We start from the raw sequence: 14,218 nt of genomic DNA on the forward strand, positions 1-14,218 counted from the left end.
TCGCTGGGGTCCTGCAGCGCGTGGCCGTCAGGGTCGTTGAAGGTGAGGGGATTGCCGCCTGCGTAGGCGTAGAGGTTGGGGACTGCCGAGGAGACGCCCGCGTTGTAGGTCATGGTGTCGCGGGAGTTGAAGGTGGCGGAGTCGGTGTTGTACCAGCGGGCGCCCTGGTTGACGTCGCCGGAGCGGGGGTCGGTCCAGTCGCCTTGGTAGCCGACTCGGTACTTGAGGCCGTTGGCTGAGATTGAGTTGCCGAACGGGTCGTAGGTGCGGGAGTCGGGCAGACCGGTGGCCAGAGTGGTGTCGGTGGGGTCGAAGCCGCCGAAGACGTCGCCGTGGCGGTCGGCCAGGACCAGGCGTTTGGTGGTGTCGTAGCCGACGGCCAGCAGGCCGTCGCTGGCGCTGCGGCCGAAGAACTGGGTCCCGTCCGAGACGACCTCGTCGCTGAAGCCGTCGTAGCGCATCTTCGATGTGCCGGCCTGGACTGGGCGATCTAGAGCGTCGTAGGTGAAGTCGCGGTCGGAGTTGCGGATCATCCGGTCGAAGGCGTCGAAAGTGAACGCCTCGGTCGTTGCCCCTGCGACCTTGGACAGTAGCGCGCCGCGTGCTGAGTAGGTGTAGGTCGAGGTGCCGTCGTTGATCAGGCGGTTCCGCTCGTCATATGTGGCGAGCTTCGTGCCGTTCTTGGTGCGGTTGCTGGCGGCGTCCCAGCCGTACTCGGTGGTCTTGGTGCCCACAGTCCACGAGGTCAGGCGGCCGAGCTGGTCGTAGGCGTAGATGTTGTCACCAGCACCGGCTACACCCGTCGTCTTCTTCGAGGTGACGTTGTTGTCGGCGTCGTAGCCGTAAGCGATGGAGGAAACCGCGGCAGCGCCGGCCTTGAGCGCGTCCGAGTTCATGCGGCCGAAGGCGTCGTAGCCGATCGTCCGGATTCGGCTACTGCCGTAGTCGATCGTGCTCAGTTGGCCGGCGAGGTTGTAGCCGAGGGTCTGGACCGCCCGCGTGACCGGGTCGGTCACTGTCGTCGGGCGGCCGTTCGTGTAGGTGAAGTCGGCCGTCCCCGCGGCATCGATGCGTTGAGTCAGTTGACCGTCCGCGTCGTACCCCTGGGTCGATGTACCCGACGGTCCATCGGCGCGGAGCAGCATGCCCCGGTCGTTGTAGAAGTAGAGGTTTGCGCCATCGAGTGAACTTGAGGTCGCCAGGCGCCCGTCCAGGTCATAGGTCAGGTCACGTGTCGCGGTCGAGACCTCCGCGCCGGTGCCCTCTTCCTTGGTCAGCCGCCCGGCCGCGTCGAAGGTCCGGGTCCGCAGCACGCCACCTGGCGACAGCATCGAGATCGAGTTGCCGGCTGCGTCGTACGACGCTGTCCAGGTGCGGTCCGCGACGGCCGGGTGAGCCGTCGTCGACGGCTCGACAACCTTCTCTGTCAGGCCGAGCGAGTTCAAGGTGTAGACCGTCGAGTTCCCTCGGCCGTCCGTGTATCGGGTGCGGTTCCCGGCAGCGTCGTACCCGTACCCAATGGTGATCGAATCCGTCGCCGTCACCGGATCGTCCTGCTGGGTCAGCCGGCCTGCGGCGTCGTAGGTGTAGGTCGTCGGCCGTTTCCCGCTCGCCGGTGTCGAAGAGATCAGGTTGCCGTCCGCGTCGTAGGCCAACTGGGTCGTACCGAGTGCGGTATTGGCCGCGTCCAGAGTCTTCGAGGCGATCAACTGCCCGACCCGGTCGTACGCCGCGACGCTGCTGCGCCCCATGCCATCCGTACTCCGGACCTGTCGGCCGGCGTAGTCATACCCGAGCTTCGTGATCACGCCGTTCGGGTCGTTGGACTGAGTGATCTGCCCGAGCGCATCGTAGGTACTCGTCGCAACTGCACCGGACGGTGTCTGCGCCTTCACCACGTTGTCCTGGTCGTCGTACGTCAGCCGCGTGACGAAGTTGCCCGCCACGGGCTTGCGCTCGACATCCGTCGACGTGACCACCCGATCCAGATCGTCGTAGGTGAGCTTCTTCACCGCCCCCAGCGGATCGGTCGTCGAGGCGATGTCGCCCATCGGGGTGTAGGTGAGCTTCGTGATCGCCCGGTCGGCGTTGGTCTTGCCCGGCGCGTCGATCTGGACCTGCTGGTTCAGATGGTCGTAGGTGAACCGGGTCGCGTTCCCCCGCTCGTCCACCTGCGCGAGCACGTTTCCGACGGCGTCGTACTCGAACGTTGACTTCGGCGTCATCGCCTGCCCACCCGGCGGCGTGTACTGCGGCGCAGACACCTCCACCGGGCGACCGAGCTTGTCGAACGTCGATTTCACGACGTTACCCAGGGCATCTTTCGACGACGTCGCCAGCCCGAACGCGCCGTATCCGATGAATGCGGTCGGCTGCACATCAGCCGGCGTACCACCGTTCTGCTCGGCCTTGACCTTTGGAGCGACCGTCTTCACCTGACGGCCCAGTTCGTCGTAGCTGTAGGTGGTGGTGAAGTCGGCCTTCACCGCGCCGGCGGTGTTGCCGCGCGGTGTCGTCATCGACGTCGACAATCCCCGCTGATCGAACGTCCACGAGGTCGTCAGCTGAGCGCCGCCGGTGTTGTCCACGGTCTGCGACACTCGCCGTCCGGCGGCGTCGAAGACGTAGCCGGTGACGTCAGTGACAGCGGTCGGGCCGGCGACGTCGGCGTTCGACCAGCCGCCGGTCGTCTCCTCCTTGATGATGTTGCCGGCCAGATCGTGCGTGTAGGTCGACTTCCGGTTCAGCCCCATGGGGTCGGCAGCCTCGGTCGCCACCCGGCCGGCAACGTCGATCGTGTAGGCCGTGGTCGACTTGCCGTTGTCCGTGACCAGCTTCACGCGATTGCCCGCGGCATCGTACGAGTTGTCCTCCAGAACGACGTCGCGCGTCGTCCCGTCCGGGTTGTGGAACCCGATCAGAGTCTTGGTCTTCAGACTGTCGTCGGCGTTGTAGACGTACTTGACGACCCTGCCCATCGCGTCGATCTCCGCGGACTTGCGCCCAGCGGGGTCGTACTGGGTCTTGGACCGCACGGTGTAGTCGACGCCCTCGCGCGGCTCGCCGGCCGGCGGGTTGTTCGGGTCGACCGGGAGGTTCATGTCCCAGACCTCGGTCAGCATGTTGAGGTCGCTGTACTTGTACTCGAACCGGTTCCCGTTCGCGTCCTCCGACCAGGTCCTGTTGCCGGCCGCGTCGTACCCCTGCTGGGACTCCTTGCCGTCGGCATCGGTCGTGTGCGACACCCGGTTGCGGTCGTCGTACTCCAGCGTCGAAACCCGCGGCTCGTCCGAGGTCTTCAGATCCCGCGCGGTCGTCTTCGTGACGTTGCCGTCGTCGTCATACTCGAGATCGGCCTTCTGCTGGTGCTGCTCACCGGTCACCGCATCCGTCGTCACCGGTCCGGTGATGGCCGTGACCCGCGACATCTTGTCGTACTCGTAGGTCGTCGTGACGCCACTCGGGTAGGTATCCGAGACCTGCGTCTCGGTCTTCTTCCGCCCGATTTCGTCATAGGTGTACTTCGTGACCAGCCCCGACGGAGCCGTCAACTGCATCAGCTGACCGTGCTCGTTGTACAGGTAGTTCGTCGACGACGTCACCGACGAACTCATCTTGACCGTCGCGGTCTTCAATAGCCCCGGCGGCATCGGCTTCCCGTCAGGACCGGTCTGCACACCGTCGGTGTAGGCGTACGTCTTCAGCCCACCGTCCGGGCTGAACTCCGACGCGACATCACCCGACAACGTCAGGTTCATGTTCCGCTTGTACGTGTCGTCGGTCGCGCTCGCAGAACGGCCGTCGCGGAACGCGGCCAGCTTGTCCCACCGCGGATCCAGCGGCGGCCACGCCGCGTTCGCGTGGAAGGTGCTGTACTCCGTCCGGCAGTCCGTCGCCGGCGCTGTACGGCAGGTCTTGGTGGAGATCACGTTGCCGCGATCGTCGTAGGTCATGCTGACCTCGCCGCCGGATTCACCGGTGACCTTCGTCAGCTGCCCGGTCTTGTCGTGGGTGAAGCTGCGAACCGAGTAGTCCTCAGGCCAATGCGGCGTGGTTTCAGGCGTCCACGGCTTATGCGTGTCTGCCGCCTTAGGCCGACCGGTACGCAGCAGCCAACCACCCAACCCGTCGTACTCATAGACATACGAAGCACCACCGGGACCAGTGACGTTGACCGTGCGCAATAGGTCGTCGTCGGAGCCGGTGGTTTCCGGATCGCCGATGGTCCAGTCACCACCGTTGACATCGACATACCGGTGGACTCGATCCTTGGCCGGGTTGTACTCGATCTCAGCAGTGTTTCGGCCGGCCGCCGAGGTGATAGAGCTCAGCTGGTCAGCCGCGTTCCGGCCCTGCTGCCAATGAGTCACGACCTCCCTCGTCGTCAGCGGGTGCGAGTAGACCGCGGCCTCGTCGATCTGGCCACGGAAGTACTGCGTCGTGGCACTCCCGTACGCCGGCCACGCGGTCGGCGCCACAGCGGAGGCTCGACCAATGTAGTTCCACCCGAATTGCTCATGATCAACCACACTGCCAGTGATCGTGCCGATCGCGACGCCATCCAGGTAAAGGGACTGCCGAGAGCCCATCGAACTCAGCACGACGTGATGCCACTGGTTGTCATTGACCGCTGAACTCGAGGACATCGGCGCGGCGGAGCCATGCCAGAACTGTCCCCGCAACTTGCCGTCACTACCGACATAGAGCACTGGCATACCGCCGAGCAAATCACCGCGAATATTCTGCTTTTGATAGCCCAGTAGAGGCTGAACCGCAGTACCGGTCGTCTTGAACCACAACTCGACAGCCTCGTCACGGCTCCGGGTTGCAATACCGCCCGGAAGCTTCATGAAAGAGCCGGTGGTGAACTTCACTGACTTGTCGGTGTCGCCGACGGCCGCCAGTGCGCTGTCCTGACCGAACTGGACGCCTTCGTAGCTGCCGAACTTGTCGCCCTCGACGATGTCGATCTCGTTCGTGGCGTCGTTGTCGCCGCCGTCGTCCGACATCCGGAAGTAGCCGTCAGGCTTGCTGTCCAGCACCGCGCTGCGATAGTGCGAACCTTGCTGTGAGCCGTAGGTCGTGCACTCCTGCTCCGAATTGCACGACTTCGTCAATGTGTCGCCGGCGTACTCATATGTCCACGTCAACGGGGTCCCACCGACCGGTTGGGTACTGACCGAGGCGACGTGTTTGTTGTCAGCGGTCCAGTTGAAGGTCAGTTTGCGGCCGGCGCCGTCCTGGCCGGCCGCCGTCTCCAACGTCCCGTTCGCCCGATAGGTCAACGCCAGCGGCTTACCCTGAGTGCTGTAGATCTTGCTCAGCTTGCCCGTACCAGCAGCGAACTCGTACTTCGTACCAGCCGCGATCTGCAGCGTCCACGGCCCATTCGCCCCGGCCGACGTCAGCACCGACTTGGTACCACGTGGCGCGATAAACGCGCTGTCGGAATACCTGCCGAACCGCACTTGCCGGCCATCCGGATAGTTCACCAGTGCGTTGCCACCGTCGGTCTCGATCACCAGCCGCATGTCGTAACGGCTCGACCACCCCGCACCGAACAAGCCGTCGCGCCGCGGATCAAGACTGTTGTACGTCCGAGCCACATTCAGCTCCGGCCCCGCAACCGGCACGACGACGTCCAGCGCCGACGCCGTGAAGTTCCCGATCGCCGGATCGTACGGTTTGTCCTGCGACTTGCCGTCATTGTTCGCCAGATGCGAGGTGATCGACGGCTGCGGAACATCGGTGAACAACGTGATCTTTGGGCTCTGCGTCACCGCACCGTCGTTGTCCTGGATGTAGAAACTCCACTGATACTCGCCGTTCCACTCCAGCTCCCCAGGCTTGATCACCCGCGTCTTCGACGACGAAAAGGCCGGATCGGCAAAGCACACCGGCGTACGACCGCCCACGGTCCTGCAGAGCTCGAACATGTACTTCAACGTGCTCTCCGGCGCGTCCGGATCGATGGCATCCGCCCACACCTGGGGCGTCAGGCTGTAGGCCTGAGCGCCGTTCAACGGCCACACCTTGGCCGGATTCACCAACGGCGGGATGTTGTACACCGCGATCAGCTTGGCCTTGGGCAGGACTCCCCAGTCGGTGTACCACTTGTGAACCGATGAATCCCGATGAACCATCGTGAACTCGATCTGATATCTCAAACCATTGGGGCCACCGGGCAATGCTCCCACCGCGACATCCAGATTGATCTTGCCGCCATGCGGAACCGAGGTCGTCACCGGCGTCGCCAGCGACGTCACATCCACCCGGTGACCGGTCGTCGTGAAGACGCGGTAGCTCATGTAGTCGGTGGCCGGCTGCCAGGTGAAGTTCCCGAGGTTCGTGATCGTCATCGGGAACTTGCCGTTCTTGTCCTGCAGCACGTAATCAGCCGGGTTCTGCTGCCGGAACAAGTACTCGGCGTGGTACGGCGAGTGCGTCACCGCCAGCTTCGGCGGGTTCGCGGTATTGATCCCCGCGAACTTCTTCCACGAGTACCGATCGGTGCGCTTGTTGGCCAGCATCGCGAACCCGAAGTTCGACCGCTTGCCGTCCACCAAGCTCTGCAACCACCCGATACCGGCCCCGTTGAATTCGAGCGCGTCGTACCTCGGCTCGCACGTGGTCGTCCCTGACGCGTTCGAGACGTAACCACGCGAGAAACTGTTCGCCGCGATCACAGAGGGCGTCAGCGCCGGTCCCGGGTATTTCAACTGAGGCAACGGCGTCCCCGACCAGCCCGCCATCGCGCCGTACACCTCAACCGCCCGCGAGGAGCACGTGTCAGCCTGGTAGTTGTACACCTCCAGCTGAGCCGCGGTGATCGTGTCGTACCGGAACGCATCAACCAGGTTCGGGAAATACAGCAGCGACGTGAACGCATCCCAGCCCGAGCCTGAGCAAGTGTTCCCCGACGCGGGGCGACAGCCGATCTGCAGGCTGTCCGCGCCAGTGACAGAGCCGTTTACTCCCGCGCTGACCGCGTAGTTCGGCGTAATCCGATCCGTAGGAATCACGGTCGGATCGATTCGTACCGGGAACACCCGGGCCGGATCATCCAGCCACGCACTGTCCGCCGTGACCTTCAGCGCAGGCCGACCTGCGACCGTGACGAGCTCATACGTCACAGCTTCAGAGGTTGCATGGCCGTCGACAGCGTTCGAGTCCTCCATCGTGCCCGCGGGAATCCGCGCGCGCTCCACTCCGCGCTCGTCAGTCAGTACGACCTCTCGGCCCACGAGCGCCGCCGTCAGGTTGCTCGACAGGTTCAGCGGGAAGACATGCGAGCGGGCAGCGGCCGCCGACTTGAGGACGATCGTCTCCTTGATCCCCCGCGGCTGCGACTCCAACTCCAGATCCGCATCGGCCAAGAAGTCCGGGAACACGACCTTGTTACCCGACATCTGCCCAGCGACACCCGTCGCGCCCGACACGCCCCAACCGACGTCATGCCCCTCGCCCAGCTCGATCCGGGCCACCGGGTCCGCATCCGCCTTCGGCGCGATCCACGAATAGAGCTCAGTCGAGATCGCCTCCCAGCCACCCGGGTCGGCCGGCTGCAGGTTCGGATCGATGTCCGCCCACGTACCGTCCGCCTTCTTGAAGTTCAGCGGCGCCGGCGAGATGACCGTGGTCTCACTCGTGTCCGCATTGGCGAACGTCTGAGTGAACCGGTCCCGCTTCTCCGTCACCTCGCGACTCGTCTTCGCATCGAAGCCCTTCACCGCCGACGGCGGCAAAGGCAACGCCGCAACATCTTTCGGCGCCGGTTGCGTGGCGGACGGGTCGACAGGCTTCGCCTCACTCAGCGGGAACATCGACCGCAACGACGGCGGCTTCACCGTGTTCTTCGGTACCGGCGCCGGTGGCATCTTCCCCGACCCGAGCTTCTGAGCCGGCGCCGAGGCCTCACCTCGACCCACCATCGCCGCCTGCGGAACAGTCGGCGTACCGGCGGCCGCCGGAGCCACCTGGATCGCCGGTCCGATGCCGGCCAAGGGCACCGCCAAGGCGATGCCGATCGCCACGAGTTTCGCGGTACGAACCCGGTTGCGGCGAGCACGAGAAGACAGCCTGGACGCGGCCATGATGGATCCCCCTGGGGCGTAGGTGACCTGCACAGACCCTGGGGTCCCCCGACCCCACCAGCGCCGCCTGGAACTTAGCATCCGAACCCCACGGCACCAAGCAAACTGCAACAACCCGCCAATCTTCGGAAACCCTGTAACGCTTGGGGTTTCCGGATGTTTCCGGTGGACGAACAACAACCCACCCCAGGTCGTCCTGGGGTGGGTTGTTGTTCGGTGCTGGTTTGTTGTTAGTTGCGGTTGATGGTGATGGGAACTGACAGCGCGGACGGGGCTGAGGTTGGGCCTAGGAGGAGTTCGCCCTTGTAGGTCTGGCCTGCCGTCATTGGTTTGTTGTAGGTGACGTGGAGGGTTACCGGGGTGCCTGCCGGCAGCGGGCCGGTGGGGATGCCTGTGACTGTTAGGTCGTTGCCCTGGACTGCGTTGACGTTCAGGGTGAAGGCGGGGGTGCCGGCTACCGCGAAGCCGTGGACCCAGATCTGGTAGTTGCCGTCGGGTGGGCTGACCAGGTTGACGGACTCGTTGGCGGTGCCGGAGGTCGAGGAGGCCACGATCTCCGACGGGGAGAAGACGCCGTCGTTGTTGGCGTCGCGGACCACGAACAGGTCGAGGTCGTTGGAGTCCAGGGCGGTGCTGACGCTCAGCCGGGAGGCGTGGTTCAGCGTGATGTTCTTCTTCACGCTCGCCGTCGACGGATCGTTCGGGTCGTCCTGGTGGGCCGTCTCGGTGGTCGTGCTCGGCTGGCTGAGGCCGAAGGCGGTGGCCTTCAGACCGTCCAGCGCGACGCTCGACTCGAAGTTCACGTCGAAGCTGCCCGAGTCAGTCGCCGCGGCAACAGCAACCGAGGACGGCGACACCGAAGCAGATCCGAGCTGCACCTTGAAGGGCGTGTTGAACGCATCGCCCTGCCAGCCGACCTGGTGGACCGCCAGCGCCTGCAGGCCTTCCTGCGCCGGTGCCGTCACGAAGTCGGCCGGACCACCGGTCGCGGTGTCGAACCGCCAGACACCCGCCCGGATGTTGGTGTTCGGACTCTTCCCGACCGTGTCGATCGTGTACGGCGCACCGAACACCGAGTCGGGGAAGAGCTGGAAGTGGTTCTCCGAACGACCCATGATCAAGGTGTCGAGATCCGTGTACGGACCCGTGCCTTCCCAGGTCGTGTTGGCCAGCAGCTTGGTCCCGTCGGCCGGCGTCTTCGGTACGTCGTAGTAGAAGAACCGCCAGTCGCCGGACTCGGCCCGCCAGCCCCAGTCGTTGGCGCCGAAGACAGAACCGTTGTTGTACGTGTAGTTCTTCTGCGCCTCGGCGACATCCGAACCACCGAACGTCGTCGTCCCGACGATCTTCCCGGTCGCGTCCTGCGTCGCCTTGGCGGCCACCGCGACCGACACCGGCACGACCATCGAGTCCGAGCCGCGGGTCAGCACGACCGCGCCGGAGTACATCCCGTACGGCGCTCCCGCCGGCACCTTGATCGACGCGGTGACGGAGCCGTCCTTCGACCGGCCGGAGGTGGTGATCCACTTCCAGTCGCTGTTCTTGTACCAGTCGATCGAGATCTTGAAGTTCGTCACCCGGATGGCGGCGTTCTTGGTCGAGTGCTGCAGACCGAGGAACACACCATCAGCCATCCGCGAGTACGGATCCCGGACCCACGACTGCAACGCGTTCGCGCCGGCCCGGTGGTACATGAACCGGCCGTACTCACCCTGCTCGATCTCCGACTTGGCGAAGTCGAGGTCGAGGAAGCCGTCGATGTTGGAGCTGGTCGTCTTGTCCGTGTGGTTGACGACTCCGTTGCCGTCGGCATCCTTCCAGAGCTTGCCGTCGCCGTTCACGTCGGTCCAGTTGTAGGTGAGCAACCGCCACGCCTGGTCCTCGGTGTAGTCCTTGTTCGCGTCGAACTGCTCGCGCGGGTACTCCAGCTTGACCACCATCAGGTCGGCGTCCTTGTGCTGTTTCACCTTGCTGGTCAGGTCGACCAGATAGTCCGGCGCGTTGAAGTTGCCGGTGCTCTCCTGCTTCAGATCCTTGCTGCTCAACGAGAACGTGTCGTTCGCCGTACGGACCAGCTGCCGGTCGCTGACGTCCCAGACACCCGGGCCGCTGACCGTGAACTTCTGCGAGTCCGTCCCGCCAGGCGCGATCACGTTCGCGAACACCGGGTACTCCGTACCGCGGTAGTCGCCGACCCGCCACTGCGTCGGGCTGACCGAGGCGCGGGTACCGACCGCGCTGCGGACCGCCTTGCCGACATCGATCGAGCCGGAGCCCTGGATGTTCGAGTCGTACCCGAGGTCCTGGGCGGAACTCTTCAGCAGGTTCTTCGCCGTCGAGTAGAACCCAGCCGGTACTGCGCCCGCGTGCTCCGCCTTGTACGCCTGGTAGACCAGTGCGGTCGCACCGGCCGCAACTGGTGTCGACCGGCTCGTACCACCCCAGGTGGTCCACGCGTTCCGGCCGTCGAGCACGGTGTTCAGTGTCGCGTCACCGGGCGCATAGGCGCCGTCGGCAACCACATCGACACCGTTGGTCGCGTTCGCGCCGAAGCCACGGTTCGACCAGACCATCACGTCGTTGTCGTTGATCTGCTTGGTCCGGATGATCGAGTCCCAGCCGGTGCCGCCGAACTGCGTCGACGCGCCGACCTCGATGCCGGCGGTGGGAGCCGCCGATCCGGTCGTACCGAAGCCGGGAGCACCGTTACCCGTGGAAAACAGCGGCGTCGTCTTACCGCCGTTGTGGATCACGTCGGCCTCTTGCGACGCCGCGTCCCAGCCGTCGTTGTCGATCGCCGACTGCCCGTACGAGTTCGAGGTGACGTCGACGCCCTGACGAGACGTCAGGAAGTACCCGAACTGGGTGGAGAAGGCGAAGCCGAGGTAGATGTCGCCGAACGGCGCGAGCTTCGCGTTCGGAGCACCACCCAGTACGGCGCCCGCGTACTTGCCACCGGCGATGTCCTTGAAAGCCGGCGCCTTGCCGTTGGCAACCGCCTGGCCGACGATGTTCGACGCGGTCAGCGTGCCGTGGCCCTCGATCGACGGGTCGAAGTCACCCGTCCAGGCGACCACCTCGCCCGGGCCGAACGGCGTACCCTCGCCGCCGAACGCGTCCAGACCGCCCGGAAGCGGGGTCGCGCCGTCGGAGATGTAGTACAGCAGTCCACCGGAGATGTCGGTGTAGCCGTCGCCGTTCATGTCCCGGTACGACGCCGGGCTGGCCTTGCTGACCGGCTTCTCGTCCGCGAACGAGTGGTCGTTGTCGAGGTCGGCGTAGATGGTGTCGTACACACCGGCCGTGTGCGGGTCGGTGAGCAGGAACGCCGGGCGCTCGCCGTACAGCTGGAGCAGGTGGTCGTCCGGGTGGCTGCCGAGGCGGACCTTGCCGGACTTGCTCCACGCGGCCGGGAAGTCGTAGCTGTGCTCGACCGTGCCGCTGGGTGCGGAGAAGTTGCGCGACGGGCCGGTCTTGGTGGCGAAGTTGACCGAGCACTCGCCGGCGGCCGGAGTACAGGTCGCCGCGTCGGTCTTCACGTACCAGGACAGGCCCTGGTCGATCTGGTCCGGGGCGAACAGCCACTGCTGCGTGCCGTACGGGTCGAAGGCCTTGGGCCAGCCGTTCCAGCCGGCCTTGGCGCCGGTCTGGCCGGACCAGGTCTGCCAGGTGTTCAGCAGGTCCGGGTGGCCGAAGTCGGTACCGCCGTCGAGGACGCCGACGGTGATGCCGGTGCCGGTGTAGCCGTCCTTCCACGCGCCGGTGAAGTTGTGCGACTTGGCGTCGAGCAGGTTCTGGTTGCGCAGCTTCTCGAAGTTCGAGGGGAGCGGCGGCGGCGCTTCGGAGTACGGGACCTCGGCGGCCTGGATCTTGGCGATCGCGGCGGCCTGCTCGGCCTTGGTCGGCGCCTGGTGCAACTGCGGGTCGGGGTCGCCGAGCGGCTGGCCGGTCTTGCCGAACTCGACCGGCTGCACCGAGACGACGCCCGGCGCGGACGCCAGCTTGGCGAGCGCCTGTACGCCGATCGAGCCGGCGATGATGCCGGTCCCGCCGGACTGCGCGACCCGCGCGTTGTCGAGCAGCGCGCGGGCCTTGGTGGAGTCACCCTTGACGGTCGCGAACACCGCGACCTGCTGGGTCTCCCCCTTCTTGACCCGCTTCTCCAGTTTCGGATCCAGCTTCGCGACCGCGCCATCTGTCGCGGTCTCCACCTGCGTGGTGGGCTGCGCACCAGGCGGTCCCGGCGGCGCCGCCCCGGTCGCAGCCTGCACCGGCGCCGACATCAGCGGCGCGGCGATCAGGGTGGTCAAGGCAACAAGCGCGGAGCCATGCAAAAGCCGACGTCTCATCAAGTCCCCTCCAGCAAGGCGGCCCCCCGACCACCGCAAAGTCAACAGACGGGACTGTACGACCGTCACCTGCCGTCACGGAAGCGGTCCGCGAGACCAGTTCCCGCCACCCGGCACTTGGTTGCCGCAAGCAACGGACACGGTCCGTACACACCACTCCACCGCCTGCGGCCGCACCCCCGATTTTCCGCACCACCCCGCCACCGGACCCCCTCGAAGCCCGACTACGCGGAGTATCCGTCCCCCGCTCTTGCGAAAACGCATGTTTACCCCTGTCCTGTCGCGGTAGCCTTCCGCTGCCCCATCCGCGGCCGTACCCCGCCCCGAGGAGACACCGTTGGACAGCTCTCTGGCGATCGCAGGGATCGGCGTACTGGGCACCCTGGCTGCCTCGACGCTGTCGCCGCTGATCTCCGAGCGCTCGAAGCGCCGCGAGTTCGAGCGAGCCCGCGCCGAGCGCCTCGAACAGGCCGAGCGGGACGAGCTGCGAGTACGGCGACTCGAGTTGCGCGAGGGCTACATCGCCTTCAACGCGGCGGCGCGGGACTATCATCGCGCGCTTCGGGCCTGGTCCTACGCAGCCGACAACGGCACCGAGCGGGCGGCCGAGTCCGTCGAGTTGCCGCAGACCCGGCAAGCGTTCCAGACGGCGTACGCAGAGGCGCAGATGATCGTCACCGCGCCCGTACTGGTGCTGGCACAGCAGATCGCCCGGGGCCTCGCCGATACGTGGGCCATCCTCAAGCACCGCGAGGACGGCACGCACGACCCGGCGACCGACACGACCGAGAATGCTCGGCTGATCCTCCAGGAGGTCTGGGAGCCGCTGCGGACGATTCGGATAGCCATGCGCAGCGACCTCGACCTGCGCACCGACGAGGTGGAACTCCTGCAGCGGCCAGACCGCCTCTGAGCCTGCCGGGCTGATTTAGGGTGGGCTGTCCGGGTTCGCCGGGCTCAGAGCAACTGGAGAGTGCGATGGATCTGCGGCTGTCGGGCAAGACCGCGCTGGTGACCGGAGCCAGCAAAGGGATCGGGCTGGCGATCACCAAGGAGTTGCTGGCCGAAGGGGTGAAGGTCGTCGCGGGCGCCCGGACGGTCGGCGGTGAGCTGGCGGCGCTCGGCGTCGAGACCGTTGCCGTCGACCTCGGTACGCCGGAAGGGCCGGCTGCCTTTGTGGCAGACGCGCTGGCGCGGACGGGTGGGTTCGACATCTTGGTGAACAACGTCGGGGCGGTGCATCCGCGGCCGGGTGGGTTCGCCTCGGTCACCGACGAGGACTGGCTGGCCACCTGGACGATCGACTTCCTCTCCGCAGTACGGACCACGCGGGCCGCCCTGCCGCCTTTGCTCGAACGGGGCGGTTCGATCGTGACCGTTTGCTCGGTCAATGCCAGCTACCCGGATCCGCTGGTGATCGACTACAGCGCTGCGAAGGCCGCGCAGGCCAACTTCTTCAAGGCGTTGTCGAAGGAGGTCGGACCGCAGGGCGTGCGGGTCAACACGGTCAGCCCGGGACCGGTCTCGACGGACCTCTGGCTGGGCAAGGGCGGCGTCGCTGAGACGGTAGCCGGGTCGGGCGCGGCCGGCGGCGATCCCGCGGCGGTCGCTGCTCAGGCAGCGGCCGGCTCGGTGACCGGACGCTTCACCACACCGGAGGAGGTCGCCGCCCTGGTGGTCTTCCTCGCCAGCGACCGAGCAGGCAACCTCACCGGCGCCGACATCATCATCGACGGCGGCCTGACCCCGACCCTCTGACCACCGCCACCCGCCGGC

General features: G+C 65.9%; 4 protein-coding genes. 2 read left to right on the forward strand and 2 right to left on the reverse strand.

The window, feature by feature from the left end; translation table 11 throughout:
• Together ACIA12_RS40015 and ACIA12_RS40020 are read right to left on the reverse strand one after the other, a co-directional pair.
• On the reverse strand, positions 1-8,093 hold an 8,093-nt coding region (locus ACIA12_RS40015; RefSeq protein ID WP_396372694.1), incomplete at its 3' end, for a LamG-like jellyroll fold domain-containing protein.
• A 230-nt stretch (positions 8,094-8,323) separates the two neighbouring features.
• Entirely contained in the window at positions 8,324-12,442 is a 4,119-nt protein-coding gene (locus tag ACIA12_RS40020; RefSeq protein ID WP_396372695.1) for a S8 family serine peptidase, read from the reverse strand.
• A 337-nt stretch (positions 12,443-12,779) separates the two neighbouring features.
• Here ACIA12_RS40020 and ACIA12_RS40025 point away from each other — a divergent pair, with 337 nt between their 5' ends.
• Together ACIA12_RS40025 and ACIA12_RS40030 are read left to right on the forward strand one after the other, a co-directional pair.
• Entirely contained in the window at positions 12,780-13,355 is a 576-nt protein-coding gene (locus ACIA12_RS40025) for a hypothetical protein (RefSeq protein ID WP_396372696.1), read from the forward strand.
• Between the two features lie 65 nt (positions 13,356-13,420).
• Positions 13,421-14,200: an SDR family oxidoreductase gene (locus ACIA12_RS40030; RefSeq protein ID WP_396372697.1), complete on the forward strand. Its 780-nt coding sequence runs from the start codon at positions 13,421-13,423 to the stop codon at positions 14,198-14,200.
• Positions 14,201-14,218 lie beyond the last annotated feature (18 nt).

Source organism: Kribbella sp. NPDC051620, from assembly GCF_044453825.1.
GTDB lineage: Bacteria > Actinomycetota > Actinomycetes > Propionibacteriales > Kribbellaceae > Kribbella.